This is a genomic window from Micromonospora sp. CA-269861 (assembly GCF_050948505.1).
Classification (GTDB): domain Bacteria; phylum Actinomycetota; class Actinomycetes; order Mycobacteriales; family Micromonosporaceae; genus Micromonospora.
In genome coordinates, this window is the sequence record NZ_CP192014.1 from 2,350,823 (window position 1) to 2,368,822 (window position 18,000).

Sequence of the window (18,000 nt, forward strand, 5' to 3'; positions counted from 1 at the left end):
GATCCGTCAAGAACTTGCAAGGCCGGGTTTCCTGGCGACGGGTGTCGCGGCCTGCCCGCGCGGCTCCGTAGGATCGGCTCGTGACAGGGGCGGAACGGCACACGGACATCGACGGCATGGCGGACGGCCTGGAGCGGCTCTGGACGCCACACCGGATGACCTACATCTCCGGCGAGGACCGCCCGGCCGAGGGCTACGAGAAGCCCACCGGCTGTCCCTTCTGCCGAGGGCCCAAGCTGCCCCCGGAGGAGAGCCTGGTGGTGGCCCGTGGCGAGCACGTGTTCGTGGTGCTCAACCTCTACCCGTACAACCCGGGGCACCTGCTGGTCTGCCCCTACCGGCACGTCGCCGACTACACCGACCTGGACGTGCCGGAGACCACCGAGCTGGCGTCGTACACCCAGACCGCGATGCGGGTGGTCCGCAAGGTCAGCAACGCCCACGGCTTCAACCTGGGCATGAACCAGGGTGGGGTGGCCGGCGCCGGCATCGCCGCGCACCTGCACCAGCACGTGGTGCCGCGCTGGGGTGGCGACGCGAACTTCATGCCGGTGATCGGCCGCACCAAGGTCCTGCCGCAGCTGCTGGGCGACACCCGCGACCTGTTCGTCCGCGCCTGGCCGTCCTGACCGCCGCCGGCCGCGCCGCGCCGGCGGGGCGGCGTCCGCACCGGTCCGGCTAGTCGGCGCGCAGCAGCGGGCTCAGCTCCGACCAGCTCTCCACCCGGTGTACGCGGGGCAGCAGCGCGGCGTGTGCGGCGACCTCGGCACGGCGGGGCCGGAACAGGAAGCGGTACGGCACCGATTCGAGATAGCCGAGCACCTCGAGCTTGTCGTCCACGAAGTGGGTCAGGCCGAGGCGTCGAGCGATCGGCGCCTTGTCCGGTCGGGTGCGGCAGAAGTGCACCCGCTCGACCGGGATGCCGGTGCGCGTCGGAAAGTCGTGGTGGGCCAACCACTCCCGGGTACGCCGCTCGGTGGCCTCACCGCACTTGGACACCAGATGCACCTCGTCGAACGCCGGGCCGACCGCCGCGAGCGCGTCGAACGCCCCGACGACGGCCGGGGTACGCAGGTAGTGCGCGCCGAAGAACGATGTGTCCGCATCGTCGTCGGCCGGCTCGATGAGCACTCCGCCGATGTCCACACCGAGCCGTCGCATGGCGTTGATCATGCCGCACGGTGACCGTCTCGTGCACCCGCGTGTCCGCCCGTCGGATCTGCTACGCCCGGCCCACCGGAGGTGGCACGATCGGCCGATGGCAGTCACGACACGGTTGTTGGGGCGCAGCGGCATCGAGGTCAGCGCCCTCGGCATGGGGTGCTGGGCGATCGGCGGGCCCTGGGCGGAGGGCACCCAGCCGCTGGGCTGGGGCGCGGTCGACGACGACGAGTCGGTGCGGGCGGTACGCCGGGCGCTCGAGGTGGGCATCACCCTCTTCGACACCGCCGACACGTACGGGGCCGGGCACGGTGAACGGGTGCTCGGTCGCGCGCTCGCCGGTCGCCGCGACGACGCCGTGATCGCCACCAAGTGGGGTTACACCTTCGACGAGGCCGCCCGGCAGGCCACCGGCGAGGACGCGTCGCCCGCGTACCTGCGCAGTGCCGTGACCGCCTCGCTGCGCCGGTTGGACACCGACCGGATCGACCTCTACCAGCTGCACCTGGCCGACCTGCCGGTGCCGAGGGCGCAGGCGCTGATCGGGACCTGCGAGGACCTGATGGCTGAGGGCCTGATCCGCGCGTACGGGTGGAGCACCGACCGCCCCGACCGGGCCGCCGCGTTCGGGCACGCCGCGGCCGGTGCCACCGCTGTGCAGCACACGCTGTCGGTGCTGCGCGACACCCCCGAACTGCTCGCCGTCTGCGACAAGTACGACCTGGCCAGCGTCAACCGGGGTCCACTCGGGATGGGGCTGCTCACCGGCAAGTACTCGGCCGGGTCGACACTGCCCCGCGACGACGTACGCGGGCTGGCCCCGGGCTGGCTGGAGTGGTTCCGGGGTGGCCGGCCGGCCCCGGAGTGGCTGCGCCGGGTCGGCGCGGTCCGTGCCGCGCTCACCGCCGACGGGCGCACCCTGGCCCAGGGCGCGTTGGGCTGGATCTGGGCGCGCAGCGGTCGCACCATCCCGATCCCGGGCTGCCGTACGGTCGCCCAGGTCGAGGAGAACGCCGCCGCGCTGCGCCTGGGCCCGCTGCCGGCGGACCAGTTCGTCGAGGTGGAGCGTCAGCTGGCCGCTGTCCGCACCGCAGCCCTCCGCGACGCCGACCGTCCCCACCGGCCCTCACCCACCCGCCCCACAGTCCACCCGTAACCCACCCGGCGGGGCGGGTTAGGGGAGTTGTTCTTTGCGGGTCTGGTCGGCCAGGTGGGCGGGCATGGGGTCGTGGCGGACGAAGTGGCGGCGGAAGGTGCCGGTGCCGGCCGTCATGGAGCGCAGCTCGACGGCGTACCGAAGCAGTTCGGTGGCCGGCACCTCGGCGCGGACGAGGGTGCGGCCCTCGGTGTCCGGGTCCGGTTCGGTGCCGAGCACCCGGCCGCGTCGGCCGGACAGGTCGCCCATCACCGTGCCGACCGAGCCGTCCGGAATCCGGATGGTGACCTCGTCGATCGGCTCCAGGAGGGCCGGCTGGCCACGCTCGGCGGCGTCGCGCAGCGCCAGCGCGCCGGCGGTCTGGAAGGCCGCGTCGGAGGAGTCGACGCTGTGCGACTTGCCGTCGACCAGGGTCACCCGCAGGTCCACCACCGGGTGGCCGGCGACCAGCCCGCGCTCCAGTTGGGCGCGGACGCCCTTCTCCACCGACGGGATGTAGTTGTGCGGCACCGCGCCGCCGACCACCCGGTCGACGAACTCGAAGCCACTGCCGCGGGGCAGCGGCTCGACCTCGATGTCGCAGACCGCGTACTGGCCGTGGCCGCCGGACTGCTTGACGTGGCGGCCGTGCCCCTTCGCGGGCACTGTCAGCGTCTCGCGCAGTGACACCTTGACCGGCTCGGTGTCCAGCTCGACGCCGCCGGCGCGCAGCCGGTCGAGCACCACGTCGGCGTGCGCCTCGCCCATGCACCAGAGCACCAGTTGGTGGGTCTCCGGGTTGCGCTCAAGCCGCAGCGTGGGGTCGCCGGCGACCAGGCGGGCGAGGTTGCGGGCCAGGGCGTCCTCGTCGGCGCGGCTGCGGGCGACGATCGCCACCGGCAGCAGCGGTTCCGGCATCTCCCAGGGGGCGATCAGCAGTGGGTCGTCCCTGGTCGAGATGGTGTCGCCGGTCTCGGCGCTGCCCGACTTGGTGATCGCGCAGATGTCGCCGGCCACGCAGAGCGACACCTCACGAAGGGTTGCGCCGAGCGGGGTGTAGATGTGCCCGACCCGTTCGTCGGCGTCGTGGTCGGGGTGCCCGCGTTCGGCCATGCCGTGCCCGGAGACGTGCACGGTCTGGTCGGGGCGCAGCGTGCCGGAGAAGACCCGGACCAGCGAGACCCGACCGACGTGGCGGTCGACGGTGGTCTTGACGACCTCGGCGACGAGCGGCCCGGCCGGGTCGCAGCTCAACGGCGGACGGGGCGAGCCGTCCACGCCGGTCACCGCCGGCAGCTCGTGCTCCAGCGGCGACGGGAACGCGGCGGTCAGCACCTCCAGCAGGACGTCCAGCCCGACACCGGTCTGGGCGCAGACCGGCACCACCGGGTAGAAGTGGCCCCGGGCGACCGCCTTCTCCAGGTCGTCGATGAGCACCTCGTCGGTGATCTCCTCGCCGTCGAGGTAGCGGTCCATGAGGGTCTCGTCCTCGCTCTCGGCGATGATCCCCTCGATCAGCTCGTCGCGGGACTCGTCGATGGCCCGCTGGTGCTCCGGGTCCGGGTCGCGGACGTCGGCGGGCAGCCCGGCGCTGTAGTCGAAGACCCGGCGGGTGATCAGGCCGAGCAGACCCTCGGTGGACACCCCGTCGTCGCCGAGCATCGGCAGGTAGAGCGGCATCACGTTGTCGCCGAAGAGGCGCTGGCAGAGCGCCACCGTCTCGTCGACGTCGGCGCGGGGCTGGTCCAGTCGGGCCACCGCGACCGCGCGGGGCATGTCGACCGCGGCGCACTCCTCCCACAGCGCGACGGTGGCCGCGTCCATGCCGCCCGCCGCGGAGACCACGAAGAGCGCGGCGTCGGCGGCCCGCAGCCCGGCGCGCAGCTCGCCGACGAAGTCGGCGTACCCGGGGGTGTCCAGCAGGTTGACCTTGATGCCGTTGTGCAGCAGCGGCGCGCAGGACAGGCTCACCGAGCGCTGCTGGCGTACGGCAGCCGGGTCGTGGTCGCCGACCGTGGTGCCGTCGACGACCGTGCCGGCGCGGCTGATCGTGCCGGTCGCCGCGAGCAGGGCCTCGACCAGGGTGGTCTTGCCCGACCCGGAGTGCCCGACGAGCACCACGTTGCGAACCCGCTCGGGCTCGGTCACCACCGGCGTGCCGCCGGTGGAACCCTTCTCTTGACTCTTATGCGCCATGGGGCGCACCTCCCTCAGCCGGTGGTGGTGGCGACCGCCGCGCGACGGGAAGCGGCCCGGGGCGAGTGCGCGGCGATATCCTCCGGTGGTCTGCTGCACAGCGGGAACGGGACGGGCGGACGGGTGAGCTGGCTCACCTCCCGGCTCGATCTCACACCCGTTGCCGGGTAGGCACAAGCCTCCCCCGGGCGGGTCGGCGGGACCGTCCGTATCGCCGGAGCTGGGCGGACCGTTATCGTGGGGACCGCCATGGCGAAGATCTTCCAAGTGTCGGCCCGCGCGGGGATGACCCGCGTCGTCGAGCCGATTGCCCGCGCCCTGCTGCGCGCGGGCGTCACCCCCAATGCCGTCACCGTCGCGGGCACCGTTGGTGTGCTCGTCGGCGCGCTCGGCTTCGGTGCTCGCGGCCACCTGGTCGCGGGCGCGTTGATCGTCACCCTGTTCGCGCTCACCGACCTGCTCGACGGGACGATGGCCCGGATGAGCGGTGGCTCCACCAAGTTCGGCGCGTTCCTCGACTCAAGCATGGACCGGGTCGCCGACAGCGCCGTCTTCGGCGCTGTCGCGTACTGGCTGGCCACGGAGGGCAACCATTCCGGGGTGGCCGCCGCGTTGGTCTGCCTTGCCGCCGGCAGCCTGGTCTCCTACGTGAAGGCCCGCGCCGAGGGGCTGGGCATGACCTGCAACGTGGGCATCGCCGAACGCACCGAGCGGCTGCTGATCGTCGGGGTCGGCGGAATCCTCACCGGTGTCGGTGTCGATCCGGCCCTCGAGATCGCGCTCTGGCTGCTGGCCGCCGTGTCGATCTTCACGGTGGGGCAGCGGATGACGCACGTCTACCGCCAGGCCCAGCAGCTCCAGCCGGACGGCCAGGCGTGAGTGGCGTGCCGGCGACCAGGCGTCGGACGACCGGCGGCCGAGCCGCGTGAACCTCACCGAGCTGGGCTTCGTCGCCGGGTGGCGGGTGGTCCGCGCGCTACCCCGGCCGTTGGTGGCGGCGGCGTTCCAGGCGGGCGCGGACCGCGCCCACCGCGCCGGCGGCGGGGGTACGGCCCGACTGCGCGCGAACCTGCGCCGGGTGGTCGGCCCGGAGCTACCCGACGCCGAGTTGGACGATCTCGTCAAGCGCGGGCTGCGCTCGTACGCCCGGTACTGGATGGAGGCGTTCCGGCTGCCCGCCCTGAGCCGGTCGCAGATCCTGTCCGGGTTCCGGCTCGACGGCGCGGAGTTGCTCGCCGCCGACGTGGCGGCCGGCCGGGGCGCGGTGGTGGCGCTGCCGCACGCAGGCAACTGGGACGCCGCTGGCGCCTGGGTGGCGGCCAGCGGCTGGCCGATCACCACTGTCGCGGAGCGGCTGCCGGACGGCGTGTACAAGCGTTTCCTGGCCTTCCGGGAGGGCCTGGGGATGGAGATCCTGCCGACTCGCGGGGGGTCGCGCCCGGCGTTCGACGTGCTGCTGGACCGGGTCCGTGCCGGCGCGGTGGTGCCGTTGCTGGCCGACCGTGACCTCTCCGCCCGCGGGGTGGAGGTGGACTTCTTCGGTGCGAAGACCCGGATGCCGGCCGGGCCGGCGCTGCTCGCGCTGCACACGGGTGCGCCGCTCTACGTGGCCTCGATGTGGTACGAACCGGACGCCGCGTGTGCGTCGCTCGCTGGCCCGCTGCCGGTGCCGGGGCCCGAGATTGGCCCCCTGGACCAGCGGGTCCGTTCGCTGACCCAGCTGATCGCCGACCGTCTGGCGGCGGGTATCGCCCGGCATCCGGAAGACTGGCACATGTTGCAGCGGATGTGGCTGGACCAGGGGAGGGCGGGGGAGGGCGCGGCGCTGCCCTCGTCGGCCCCCGGCCAGGCCTGAGGAGGTGGGCTGACACATGCGGATCGGCATCGTGTGCCCGTACTCCTTCGACGTGCCCGGTGGGGTGCAGAACCACGTCATGGACCTGGCCGAGGCGCTGATCACGCTCGGTCACGAGGTCAGCGTGCTCGCCCCGGCCGACGAGGATTCGCCGTTGCCGGAGTACGTGGTGTCCGCCGGGCGGGCCGTGCCGCTGCCGTACAACGGGTCGGTGGCCCGGATCGCGTTCGGCCCGGTGTCGACCGCCCGGGTGCGGCGGTGGATCACCAACGGTGACTTCGACGTGCTGCACGTGCACGAGCCGCTCACGCTGAGTCTGTCGCTGCTGGCCGTGCTCTCCGCCCGCGGCCCGGTGGTGGCCACGTTCCACACCGCGATGACCCGTTCGCGGGTCCTCGCCGCCGCGCAGGGGGTGCTCCAGATCGTGTTGGAGCGGATCACGGCCCGGATCGCGGTGAGCGCGCTGGCCCGCAAGGTGCAGGTCGAGCACATGGACGGCGGCGCGGTGGAGATCCCCAACGGGGTGGCGGTGGCCAAGTTCGCCGACGCCGAGCCGTTGCCGGGCTGGCCGGGGGAGTGCGCGGCCGGCACCGGTGGCACGCTCGGCTTCCTGGGCCGGTTCACCGAGGCTCGCAAGGGTTTCCCGGTGCTGCGCGACGCGTTCGTGGCGTTGGCCGCCACCCGACCCGGGCTGCGGCTGCTCGTCGCCGGCCCGGGTGACCCCGACGACCTGTATGACCAGTTTCCTGCCGAACTGCACGAGCGGATCACGTTCCTCGGCCTGGTCAGCGAAGCGGACAAGGCGCGAATGCTGCGCAGTGTGCACCTCTACGTCGCACCGAACACCGGCGGCGAGTCGTTCGGCATGATCCTCACCGAGGCCCTGGCGGCGGGTACGACCGTGGTCGCCAGTGACCTCGACGCGTTCCGCCGGGTGCTCGACGGCGGGCGGGCCGGTCGGCTCTTTCCCACGGGCGACCCGGTGGGGCTGCGTGACGTGCTGAGCGAGCTGCTGGACGACCCGGCCGGGCGGGCCACGCTGAGTGCCTGCGGCGATCAGGTGGTCGCGAATTTCGACTGGCCGGTGGTTGCTCGCCGTGTTCTGGAGGTATACGCAGCCGCGATCGAGGCAACCGACGGGCGGGTCATCGACCAGGAATGGGTGGGGCTGAGCTGAGCCGGTGTGACGGATGGTGCGGCGGTGACCGGCGGAACCGGTCCGGCCGCGCCCAATCGGACGAAACGGAGCAGCACTACGATGCCGCACATGTGGTGGGTGGTGGCCGCGAGCGTGGTCGTGGGGCTGGTCGCGGCGTACCTCATCTGGACCGCCGGCCGGGTCGAGCGGCTGCAGGGCCGCGCGGAGCTGGCGGCCCGGGCCCTCGACGCCCACCTGCTGCGCCGCGCGGCGGCAGCCGCGGTCCTGGCTGAGCGGCGTTTCGGCGTCGAGCTGTACGCGGCGGCCCGGATCGCCCTGGACGCCAGCCCGGACGAGCGGGAGGCGGCCGAGAACGACCTCACCCGGCAGTTGCGCGGCGTCCAGTTGGACCCGGGCGACCCGGACTGCGCGGCGGTCATCGCCGCCAGTCGTCGGCTCGCGTTGTCCCGGCAGGTGCACACCGACCTGGTCCGGGACGCCCGCTCGGCGCGCAGCCGGCCGCTGGTGCGCCTGTTGCGGATGGGGCGGGGCCGGCAGTGGCCGCGCTACTTCGACATCGACGATCCGACCCTCGTCGTGCCGGCGGACGTCCCCGCCGCCTGATCTCCGACGGCCGCCGCCTGCCCCCGGACCGGCACCGGCAGCCCGGTGACCAGGGCCACAGTGCAGGCCACCGGGGGTCTGATTGGCTGTCGGTACGGCGTTGCACCGCGCGTAGCATTTTCGCTGCCACCCCCAGAGCACGACCAAGGAGCGATGACCCGTGCCCGAAAACACCGTCTCGAACACCGGTACCGCCCCCGTCGTCGGCACCGCCCGCGTGAAGCGTGGCATGGCCGAGATGCTCAAGGGCGGCGTGATCATGGATGTCGTCAACGCCGAGCAGGCCAAGATCGCCGAGGACGCCGGCGCCGTCGCCGTGATGGCCCTGGAGCGGGTGCCCGCCGACATCCGCGCGCAGGGCGGGGTGTCCCGGATGAGCGACCCCGACATGATCGACGGAATCATCGAGGCCGTCTCCATCCCGGTGATGGCCAAGGCCCGCATCGGCCACTTCGTGGAGGCGCGGATCCTCCAGTCGCTCGGCGTGGACTACGTCGACGAGTCCGAGGTGCTGACCCCCGCCGACTACGCGAACCACATCGACAAGTGGGCGTTCACCGTGCCCTTCGTCTGTGGCGCGACGAACCTGGGCGAGGCGCTGCGCCGGATCACCGAGGGCGCGGCGATGATCCGCTCCAAGGGCGAGGCGGGCACCGGTGACGTCTCCAACGCCACCACGCACATGCGAAAGATCCGCCAGGAGATCAGCCGGCTCTCCTCGCTGCCGGCCGACGAGCTGTACGTCGCGGCCAAGGAGCTGCAGGCCCCGTACGAGCTGGTCAAGGAGGTCGCCGAGAGCGGCAAGCTGCCGGTGGTGCTGTTCACCGCAGGCGGGATCGCCACTCCGGCCGACGCGGCGATGATGATGCAGCTCGGCGCGGAGGGCGTCTTTGTCGGTTCCGGCATCTTCAAGGCGGGAAACCCGGCTCAGCGGGCTGCCGCGATCGTCAAGGCGACCACCTTCCACGACGACCCGGACGTGCTGGCCAAGGTCTCCCGGGGTCTCGGCGAGGCGATGGTCGGCATCAACGTCGACGAGATCCCGCAGCCGCACCGCCTGGCCGAGCGCGGTTGGTGACGGTCGTCCGGGCAGCGTGACGGGGAGGGGCAGCGTGACGGGGAGAGGAACGGTGCGACGGTGACGGCACCCGTGATCGGTGTGCTCGCGCTCCAGGGCGACGTCCGCGAGCACGTGGCGGCGCTGGCCGCGGCGGGCGCGGACGCCCGCCCGGTCCGCCGTCCGGCGGAGCTGGACGCGGTCGACGGCCTGGTCATCCCCGGCGGCGAGTCCACCACCATGAGCAAGCTCGCCGACATCTTCGAGATGCGCGAGCCGATCGACAAGCGGATCGCCGACGGCATGCCGGTCTACGGCTCCTGCGCCGGCATGATCATGCTGGCGACCGAGGTGCTCGACGGCCGACCCGATCAGCGGGGTTTCTCCGGCATCGACATGACCGTCCGGCGCAACGCGTTCGGCCGGCAGGTCGACTCGTTCGAGGCGCCGGTGACCGTCGCCGGGGTGCCGGGCGAGCCGTTCCACGCGGTGTTCATCCGCGCGCCGTGGGTCGAGCGGGTCGGTGCCGGTGTCCAGGTCATCGGGGTGGTGTCCGACGGTCCGGCCGTCGACCGGATCGTGGCGGTCCGACAGGGCAACCTGGTGGCCACCTCGTTCCACCCGGAGCTGACCGGTGACCTGCGGGTGCACGCGTACTTCGTGGACCTGGTCCGCGCCGCGTCCTGATGAGCGGGCGACCGCGGCGGGCTGTCCATGATGCTCGCCGCTGCCGTGGCCGGGCCCGGGGTTTTATGTCCCGTCTGCCCTGGTCCGTGGGGACCGGGCGGCCCCGCCGCGCGCGGTGCATGACAGCGACCCGGGGTACGTCGGTAGGATTGCGGAGATTCGGCAGGGCCATCTGCCCGCCACGGCTTCCACCAGGGCTGACCGGCACCTCCGCGTGCGCCGGCGGGAGCGGGGCGTGAGCGGTGCGGTCGATGCAGACGGCGGGTAGCAACGGAGGTAGAAGATGTCCGGCCACTCAAAGTGGGCGACGACCAAGCACAAGAAGGCCGTCATCGACGCCAAGCGCGGCAAGATGTTCGCCAAGCTGATCAAGAACGTCGAGGTGGCTGCGCGGACCGGCGGCGGTGACCCGTCCGGCAACCCGACGCTCTTCGACGCCATCCAGAAGGCGAAGAAGAGCTCGGTGCCGAACGACAACATCGATCGCGCCGTCAAGCGCGGCTCCGGCCTGGAGGCCGGCGGCGCCGACTGGCAGACGATCATGTATGAGGGGTACGGCCCGAGCGGCGTGGCCATGCTCATCGAGTGCCTCACGGACAACCGCAACCGCGCGGCGACCGAGGTACGGACCGCGCTGACCCGCAACGGCGGCTCGCTCGCCGACGCCGGATCGGTGTCGTACATGTTCTCCCGCAAGGGCGTGGTGATCGTCCCCAAGGAGGGCGCCAGCGAGGACGACGTGATGCTTGCCGTCCTGGACGCCGGCGCCGAAGAGGTCAACGACATCGGCGAGGCGTACGAGGTGGTCTCCGAGCCGACCGACCTGATCCCGGTGCGGACGGCGCTGCAGGACGCCGGCATCGAGTACGAGTCGGCCGAGTCCTCCCTGATCCCGAGCGTCAACGTGCCACTGGACGAAGAGGGCGCGCGCAAGATCTTCAAGCTGATCGACGTCCTGGAAGACTGCGACGACGTGCAGAACGTCTACGCCAACTTCGACATCTCCGACGACGTGATGGCGGCAGTCGACGCCTGACCCGACCCATCCCCACCTCGCCGCGATCTTGCACTTTCTGTCCCGACAGACCGGGCCATACACCGGCATATTGTCAACAGAAAGTGCAAGATCGCGGCAGGGTTGCGCTTCGGGTGGCGAGCGAGGAGGTGTTGGGGTCGTGGTGGAGCGGTTCTCTACCGGCGACACCGTCGTGCGGCGTGAGGTGTTGCGCGACGAGGTCTGGTTCGGCTGCCCGACGATCTGTGTCGAGGATTCGCCCGACCTGCTCGCCCTCTACCTCCCACCAGGGGCCGAGTTCGGCTTCCCGGAGACCGGCGTCTTCCCGTGCGGGCGGCACCCGTGGGAGGCTGCCGGGCACCGTTCCTGGTCGGGGCACGGCAAGCTGATGCTGCAACGCCCCGGTGAGGCGCACTCGATCGACGTGTTCTGGACGGGGCCGGGGCGCGACTTCGCCGGCTGGTACTTCAACCTCCAGGACCCGGTGCGGCGTACGCCGATCGGGGTGGACACCCTGGACCACGAACTGGACCTGTGGTGGGCCGCGGACGCCGACCGGTACGTCTGGAAGGACGTCGAGATGTTCGCCCAGCGCCTCGTCGAGGGGCGCTACCCGGGCATGGCCGACGCCATCCAGGCCGAGGGCGACCGGATCGCCGCCCTGCTCGACGAGGGCGAGCATTGGTGGGACCCGGCGTGGGCCACCTGGCAGCCCGACCCCGCCTGGACGGCGACCCCGCTGCCCGCCGGCTGGGACCGGGTGCCACCCGCCCGCTGAGCGGCGGCGTCGTCAGTTCCCCGGCAGCGCGTTGACCAGGAACACCTGATCCGGGCCGCCGGTGCACGGCTCGACAAGCGCCGCGGCCGACACGTCGCCGTCGTCGTCGCGCAGGCCGACGCACAGCTCGCTGCGGTCGGGCCGGATGCGGTACGCGTCGGGCGCCGCTCCGGTCGGTTCGAAGCGGAACACCTGCTTCGACCTGCTGGCGCTGCAATCCTTCTCGTTCCAGGGTTCGAGCAGGTTTCGGCCGGGGTCCTCCTCGCGGACGGTGAGGCAGCCCTTTCCGTGCACCGGGTGGACCCACTGAATGAAGTACATACCGTCGGCCACCGGTACCAACGCGGTGTCCGGCGGGGTGGCCTCCGCGCAGGGACGCTGGACCGCTATCTCCTTGGTGTACTGGCCGGTGCGATCGCGGCCCTCGGTGAGGCAGAGGTGCGGGTTGCCGACAGGGCGGATCTGGCTGCGTCCCGCGCTCGGCGCACGGGCGCCGCCACTCGCCGAGGCGGTCGGATCGGTGAGTTGCGCGGCCTTCCCCTGCTCATCGTCGCGCCGCTCGATCCAGAAGCCCACGCCGAGCGCGGCCAGCAGGGCGGCGACGACGAGGAGCGCCAGCGGCGCGGGCCGGGCGAACCAGCGTGGGCGGGCCGGGCCGGCGCGTTCCGGGGCCACGGTCGTGACCGCGTCGACCGGCGGCAGGTCCGCTGCCGGCGACGGCGGGGCGAACTGACCTGCCGCGAGGCGGTGCCGAGCCCGTAGCCACGTCTCGACCTGATCTTCCGCACCGCAGGCCCGCACGAACGCGGCCACCACCTCGGGGCGCGGCAGGCTGGACCGGCGCAGGATGTCGGCGGCGGTGCTACGGGCCAGCACGTCACCCGTCGACGCGGCGCGCTGCTCCAGTTGCCGGTATGTCAGCCCCGACCGGTCCTTGAGCTGGCGCAGCATCTCGACGAACTCGGCCGGGTCGGACGCGTCGTCCGGGCGTAGCTCCCCCGTGGTCATCGCACGATTCTGCAGACACCGTGGACGCGCGGGCAAACCGGGTCCCGGTGACTGTCCGAGATGGTCGGACAAGATCCGGACATGGGCCCGTGAGCTGCCCGGACAGCGCAGCGCGGCGACCAGGGCATTGTCCTCGCCCACCGGCTTATCTAGCGTCTTTTCTCGATGGCCGCGCCGCTGACAGGTGGCGGCCGCGGGCTCGCGCCGGCAATGGTCCGGGCTCGACCACCTCAACGACACGGGGAGATTCGATGGATGACGCTGCCCGGGATCCGGTGCCGCAGCCGGCCACGGCGGGGGAGTACGTATCGTCGCTCAGGGACGTGCGGTGGCGGTCCGGCCTGACCTATCGGGAGCTTGCTCGGCGCGCCTCGGCGGCCGGACACTGGCTGCCGCCGAGCACCCTCGCGACGATGCTGGGGCGGACGACGCTGCCCCGGGAGCGCACAGTCATCGCGCTGCTGGCCGCCTGCGACACCCCTGCGGTCGAGGTCGAGCGGTGGTTGGAGACACGGCGGGACCTCGAGGTCCGCCTCGGCGAGCAGGGTCGAAGGGAGAGCGGTGCGGTACGGCCCCCTGCCGCCCCGTCCACGATCATTCCGGCGACCGTCCGCCCGAGCGTCGGCGTGGTGCCGACGCGACCCGAGGCGCCCTGGCCGGCCCGTCGCTGGCTCCGGCTGGCGTTGCTGGCGATGCTCGGCGTCCTGACGGTCGGGGCGTCCGGGGCGCTGCCACCCCACCCCACTCCCACAGCGGACAGCTCGCCGACCGCTGGCTGCCCGGCGGTGCTGCGCCAGGGCATGTACGGCCCCTGCGTGCTGACCCTCCAGGAGAACCTGGTGGCCGACGGACTCACCGTGCCTGTCGACGGTTGGTTCGGCCCGGACACCACCAGCCGGGTGATGGTGTTCCAGGCGTTTGGTGACCTGCCGGTCAGTGGCACCGTGGACGAGCGGTTGTTCGACGAGTTGGCGGGTCCTCGGAGGGTGCCCGCCGCCTGGACGGAGGACCGGATCCGCAAGCACCTGCGATGGATGTTCCCGGAGGACCCGACCGGAGCGGTGCAGGTGGCGCACTGCCTGTCCGGACTGGACCCGTACCGGGTGGAGATGGTCGAGGACGGGTCGCGACGCTGGGGGTTGTTCCAGTTCAGCGACACGGAGGTGTCCCGGTTCGGCGTCGACCGCCGGACGGTGCTGGATCCGGCCTGGAACATCGGGACGGCACGGGAGGTCTGGTCCCGTACCGGCGACTTCGGCCACTGGAAGTGCGCGGCGTAGCGGTCACGCGTAATGATGCTCCCCGCCCGGTCCACGAACCGGACGGGGAGCATCCCCCCGTTATTCCGTCTGACCACTCACGGCCGCAGCCGGTTGGCGACCACGTACGCGCCCACGGACCGTCCGGTGGCGAGCCCGGCGTCCGCGTCGAACCGGTAGTGCACGCCGAGGTAGATCCGGCTCATCGCGTTCTCCTCGGCGGCCTTGTCGAAGCCGGTCATGTGCCGGACCACGCCCACGGCGTGCGGATCGTCAGTGGTGGCGTCGAAGGCGATCGCATCGGTGCCGAAGAAGCCCTTCATCACCGCCGACCAGGCCCCAGCGAAGGTGGCGTGCCCGGAGATGTAGGCCGGGAATGCCGGCGTGTACGGCTCCCCCGCGCGGTTTTTCGACAGCGGCTGCCAACCGGGGCCCTCCGTCGCCTCGATGGCGCTCACCGGCCGCCACAGGTCGATGGGCGTCTGGTACTTCGCGTCCCAGGCGGCGATGGCGGCGTCGGCGAGGGAGAGGGCGACAAGCCCGAAGAGCCGGGCGTTGGCCAGGATGCCGAGCTGACGCTGCTCCGACACGATCCGGGTGTGCGCGAAGAGTTGACCCGGCGGCTTGTACGTGCCCCCGAGGTCGTTGGCCCAGAAGAACGCGATCTGCGTCTGCTCGGCGGTCCGCAGCGACGACGTCCGACCGCCGTAGTCGCGGATCTCCTGCACCTGGGTGCGGTACTCCTGCTTGTTGAGCAGGTCGGCATAGCCGGTGGCGCCGGCCGGTAGACCGGGCCGGAACTGCCGGCCGGAGGTGAGCGCGAACGGGGTGACCAGTCCCCAGTTCGGGCTGATCGCCGCCTTGCCGTTCGTCGGCCGCCACGACCCGGGCACGCCGTCCAGTTGGTACGGGGTGTTGTTGCCGGAGCCGTCGTTGGCGCGGGCCTGGAGGTTGGCGGCTGCCGCCGCCGCGCCGACGGTGTCACCGCGGGCGACCTCGGCGGCGTTCACCCCGGAGGGCCGGAGGGCGACAGCGCCGGCGAGGGCCTGGGAGTAGGACTGGCCCTGGCCGCCGTAGAGGGCGCTCAGCACGTCGTACGCGGCACGGTCGATGGCCGCGTGCAGTGACGGTGCGACGACGTTGTCCATGGTGCCCGGGTAACTGACCGGAACCCGTACCCGGTAGGGACTTCCGACACCGGTGACCGAGACGGCGGCGTCGTGCATCGCCGCGTGCAGGATCGCGGCCTCCCGCGAGGAGGAGGTGGGCGGCAGGTCCAGCGCCTTGTACGTGCTCAACAGGACGCCGTTCCAGTACAGGATCGGGTCGGTGGCCGGGTTCACGGCCAGCGGGGTGAGCGAGATGTTGTCCAACCGGACCGTCGAGGCGGCCTGGCCGCCGAAGTGGAACAGCAGCACCGCCTTCGGGTCTGCGAACGGGGACGCGAAGTCGAAGGTGAACCGGCGCGTCGTGGGCGTGAGCGTGACGCTCTGGTCGACGGCGGAGGTGAAGGGCGTGTCGGCACGGGAGACCGAGACGCGCACGGGTCGGCTGACGTCGGCGGAGGCGTCGAACTGCAACCGGTACGGCTGCGCGGCCGTCACGCCGAACTCGAAGTGGCCGACCAGGTCCTCCCAGACGGGTTTGCCGACCGTCGCGCTGGTGCGGACGCGCAGTTGCCCGGCGTTGACCGTCGTGCTGGTCGAGGCGAGCCGGGTCCACCAGGGCTGGGTGCTGCCGTTGTCGAATGTGCCGTTGAGGATGAGGTCGCCCGGGGCGGCGGCGGCCGGCGTGGGGCGGACGAGGGCCGTGAGGGTGCCGGCGAGGGCGACCGCGAGCACCACGCTGAGCAGACCTCGGAGTTTCCGCGCGTCGATCGGTGGGGACATCGAGAGCCTTTCCGGTCCGGGGACCGGCGACGACCAGGTCGTTGCCGTGAGGATCGGCTCACCGTAGGAGCGTTCGCGCTGTTCGCAGCCACCGAACAACGCGCGGAACGGTGCCGTACGGCAACGGGCGCCGGCATCCGATCAGGACACCGACGCCCGCACGGGCGAACCGTCGGCTCAGCCGATCGTCTCCCGCTCCCGCCAGGCGGTACGCAGCGAGGTCCGGCCGTTGGTGCGCAGGAGCGACCCCTCGTACACCCGGGCCCCGGCGAGGAGGAACGCGCCGGCGGCGAGCAGCAGGATGACCAGCGAGACGATCGGCTCCCACGGCGCCGCGTCGCCGGTGAACAGCCGCAACGGCATGGCCGTGGGCGACGAGAACGGCAGGTAGGACAGCACTCGCATCGCGGTGGCGTTGTCGTTCAGGAAGATCACCGCGAAGAACGGCAGCATGACGGCGAGCTGCACGGGCGTCGACACGGCGGCGATGTCCTCCTGCCGGTTGGCCAGCGCGCCGGCCGCCGCCCACATGGCGGCGAGCAGCACGAAACCGACCAGGAAGAACGGCACGAACCAGCCGATCGCCGGGGCGAGCAGGGTGAGCAGCCCGCCGCTGTCGCCCATCTGCAGCCCGATCACCGCCACCACCGCGATCAACGCGATCTGCGCGAACGCCAGGATGGCGCCCGCCACCACTTTCCCGGCCAGCAGGGCCCGCACCGGCACGGCGGCGACCAGGATCTCCACGATCCGGGTCTGCTTCTCCTCGATGACGCTCTGCGCGATCTGCACACCGAACGTCTGCGAGGTGAGGAAGAAGACGAACGCGAAGACGAACGGCACCAGGAACGCCACCACCGGGTCGACCGCGTCCGGGTCGAGCAGGCGGACGGTCGGCTGGGTGCTCAGGGCCTTCACCACGTCGTCGGGGGCGTCATCCATCGCGAGGACGGCCGGTCCGGCGACCACAGCGGCGTCCACGTCGTCGTCGCGGACGGCCTGCTCGGCGGCCCGGTCGTCGGCGACGACCCGGACCTCCAGCCCGGCGGCGCGCAGTGGCGCGGCCACGCTCTCGGTGGCCGCCACAGTGGACGGCCCGCCGGAGAACAGCGGCGGCAGGATGGTGCCCGCCGCGGCGATCAGCAGGAAGAACAGCGTGCCGAACAGGAAGGTACGGTCGCGGAGCTTGACCCGGATCTCGCGTTCGGCGACCAGCCGGGTGGCCTGGGTGACGTTCACTGGGTGACCTCTCGGAAGATCTCGGTGAGCGAGGGGCTGACCGGGCGGAAGGCGCGGACCGGGCCGCGCGCGAGGGCCGCCTGCAGCACGGGCTGTTCGTCGGTGCCGGCCGGCAGGTCGAAGACCACGCGAGCGCCGTCCAGCTCGACCACTGTCACAGCGGGGTGGTCGCGTACCCAGCCGGCGTCGTGCTCCACGACCAGCTCGAAACGGGGCACTGTGTACGAGTCGCGCAACTGCTGCCGGCTGCCGGCGGCCCGGATCACCCCGTCCCCGATGATCACCAGGTCGTCGCAGAGGCGCTCCACGACGTCGAGCTGGTGACTGGAGAACAGCACCGGCGCGCCGGCCGAGGCACGCTCCCGCAGCACGGCCACGACGGTCTCCACGGCCAGCGGGTCGAGGCCGGAGAACGGTTCGTCGAGCACCAGCACCTCGGGGTCGTGCACCAGCGCGGCGGCGATCTGGGCGCGCTGCTGGTTGCCCAGCGACAGCGTCTCCAGCAGGTCGTCGCCGCGCTCACCGAGCCCGACCCGGTCCAGCAGCGCGTCGGTGGAACGCCGTGCCGCGGCGGCGTCCAACCCGTGCAGCCGGCCCAGGTAGGTCACCTGCTCGCGGGTGGTCATCTTGGGGTAGAGGCCCCGCTCCTCCGGCATGTAGCCGAAGCGCCGACGGTCCTGCCGGGTCAGCGTGGTGCCGCCCCAGCTCACCTCGCCGGCGTCGGGGGCGAGGACGCCCAGGATGATCCGCATGGTGGTGGTCTTGCCGGCGCCGTTGGCGCCCACGAAACCGGTCATCCGGCCGGCGGACACCTCGAAGGACACGTTCCTGAGCACCTGACGGTCGCCGAAGCTGCGGTCGACGCCGTCGAGGCGAAGCGTTCTGGTCACGCACTCACGCTAGATCGATTACGCCGCTGCGCCGTCCGCCCGCCGGGTGAGCGGGCGGGTCCACCTCGC

Annotated in this window: 17 protein-coding genes; 11 read left to right on the forward strand and 6 right to left on the reverse strand. The window is 72.1% G+C overall.

All coding sequences use genetic code 11. The features are described from left to right. The first annotated feature begins 116 nt into the window (after window positions 1-116). Window positions 117-629 (forward strand): HIT family protein, encoded by a 513-nt coding sequence (locus ACQP0U_RS10810; RefSeq protein WP_433320755.1) that lies wholly within the window; start codon window positions 117-119, stop codon window positions 627-629. Window positions 630-678: 49 nt separating this feature from the next. Here the strand turns inward: ACQP0U_RS10810 and ACQP0U_RS10815 are convergent, their stop codons facing one another. Beyond that, a complete protein-coding gene (locus ACQP0U_RS10815) occupies window positions 679-1,161 on the reverse strand; it encodes a hypothetical protein (protein WP_433318028.1) in 483 nt (160 codons plus the stop codon). 97 nt (window positions 1,162-1,258) lie between these two features. Between ACQP0U_RS10815 and ACQP0U_RS10820 the strand changes: the two genes are divergently transcribed. Then, a complete protein-coding gene (locus tag ACQP0U_RS10820; RefSeq protein WP_433318030.1) occupies window positions 1,259-2,317 on the forward strand; it encodes an aldo/keto reductase in 1,059 nt (352 codons plus the stop codon). 18 nt (window positions 2,318-2,335) lie between these two features. Here the strand turns inward: ACQP0U_RS10820 and ACQP0U_RS10825 are convergent, their stop codons facing one another. Then, window positions 2,336-4,492 carry an elongation factor G-like protein EF-G2 gene (locus ACQP0U_RS10825; protein ID WP_433318032.1) on the reverse strand — a complete coding sequence of 719 codons (2,157 nt, stop codon included), beginning with the start codon at window positions 4,490-4,492 and terminating at the stop codon, window positions 2,336-2,338. Window positions 4,493-4,741: 249 nt separating this feature from the next. Between ACQP0U_RS10825 and pgsA the strand changes: the two genes are divergently transcribed. The 8 genes from pgsA to ACQP0U_RS10865 all read left to right on the forward strand — a co-directional run bounded on the left by pgsA (window position 4,742) and on the right by ACQP0U_RS10865 (window position 11,646). Next, the gene (pgsA, locus tag ACQP0U_RS10830; protein ID WP_433318034.1) at window positions 4,742-5,371 is read left to right on the forward strand and encodes a phosphatidylinositol phosphate synthase; all 630 of its coding nucleotides are present in this window, start codon (window positions 4,742-4,744) and stop codon (window positions 5,369-5,371) included. A 46-nt stretch (window positions 5,372-5,417) separates the two neighbouring features. Then, on the forward strand, window positions 5,418-6,347 hold the full coding sequence (locus ACQP0U_RS10835; RefSeq protein ID WP_433318035.1) for a phosphatidylinositol mannoside acyltransferase: 930 nt from the start codon (window positions 5,418-5,420) through the stop codon (window positions 6,345-6,347). Between the two features lie 16 nt (window positions 6,348-6,363). Beyond that, complete coding sequence (locus ACQP0U_RS10840; RefSeq protein ID WP_433318037.1) at window positions 6,364-7,524, forward strand: glycosyltransferase family 4 protein; 1,161 nt, start codon at window positions 6,364-6,366, stop codon at window positions 7,522-7,524. An 81-nt stretch (window positions 7,525-7,605) separates the two neighbouring features. Further along, window positions 7,606-8,109, forward strand: a complete 504-nt coding sequence (locus ACQP0U_RS10845; RefSeq protein WP_433318039.1) for a hypothetical protein — start codon at window positions 7,606-7,608, stop codon at window positions 8,107-8,109. 229 nt (window positions 8,110-8,338) lie between these two features. Further along, on the forward strand, window positions 8,339-9,187 hold the full coding sequence (pdxS, locus tag ACQP0U_RS10850) for a pyridoxal 5'-phosphate synthase lyase subunit PdxS (RefSeq protein WP_247684359.1): 849 nt from the start codon (window positions 8,339-8,341) through the stop codon (window positions 9,185-9,187). A gap of 60 nt (window positions 9,188-9,247) precedes the next feature. Continuing rightward, complete coding sequence (gene pdxT, locus ACQP0U_RS10855) at window positions 9,248-9,853, forward strand: pyridoxal 5'-phosphate synthase glutaminase subunit PdxT (RefSeq protein WP_433318041.1); 606 nt, start codon at window positions 9,248-9,250, stop codon at window positions 9,851-9,853. Window positions 9,854-10,136: 283 nt separating this feature from the next. Continuing rightward, on the forward strand, window positions 10,137-10,889 hold the full coding sequence (locus ACQP0U_RS10860; RefSeq protein WP_433318043.1) for a YebC/PmpR family DNA-binding transcriptional regulator: 753 nt from the start codon (window positions 10,137-10,139) through the stop codon (window positions 10,887-10,889). A gap of 142 nt (window positions 10,890-11,031) precedes the next feature. Then, on the forward strand, window positions 11,032-11,646 hold the full coding sequence (locus ACQP0U_RS10865) for a DUF402 domain-containing protein (protein WP_433318044.1): 615 nt from the start codon (window positions 11,032-11,034) through the stop codon (window positions 11,644-11,646). Between the two features lie 12 nt (window positions 11,647-11,658). Here the strand turns inward: ACQP0U_RS10865 and ACQP0U_RS10870 are convergent, their stop codons facing one another. Then, window positions 11,659-12,654, reverse strand: a complete 996-nt coding sequence (locus ACQP0U_RS10870) for a helix-turn-helix domain-containing protein (RefSeq protein ID WP_433318046.1) — start codon at window positions 12,652-12,654, stop codon at window positions 11,659-11,661. A gap of 251 nt (window positions 12,655-12,905) precedes the next feature. Here ACQP0U_RS10870 and ACQP0U_RS10875 point away from each other — a divergent pair, with 251 nt between their 5' ends. Then, window positions 12,906-13,934 carry a peptidoglycan-binding protein gene (locus ACQP0U_RS10875; protein WP_433318048.1) on the forward strand — a complete coding sequence of 343 codons (1,029 nt, stop codon included), beginning with the start codon at window positions 12,906-12,908 and terminating at the stop codon, window positions 13,932-13,934. Window positions 13,935-14,011: 77 nt separating this feature from the next. Here ACQP0U_RS10875 and ACQP0U_RS10880 read toward each other — a convergent pair whose 3' ends face one another. From ACQP0U_RS10880 to ACQP0U_RS10890, 3 genes are all read right to left on the reverse strand, one after another. Continuing rightward, window positions 14,012-15,802, reverse strand: coding sequence for a carbohydrate binding domain-containing protein (locus ACQP0U_RS10880; protein ID WP_433318050.1), 1,791 nt, complete (start codon window positions 15,800-15,802; stop codon window positions 14,012-14,014). 177 nt (window positions 15,803-15,979) lie between these two features. Then, entirely contained in the window at window positions 15,980-17,041 is a 1,062-nt protein-coding gene (locus ACQP0U_RS10885; protein ID WP_433318052.1) for an ABC transporter permease, read from the reverse strand. Beyond that, window positions 17,038-17,931 carry an ABC transporter ATP-binding protein gene (locus ACQP0U_RS10890; protein WP_433318054.1) on the reverse strand — a complete coding sequence of 298 codons (894 nt, stop codon included), beginning with the start codon at window positions 17,929-17,931 and terminating at the stop codon, window positions 17,038-17,040. The genes ACQP0U_RS10885 and ACQP0U_RS10890 overlap by 4 nt, the downstream gene beginning before the upstream one ends. Window positions 17,932-18,000 lie beyond the last annotated feature (69 nt).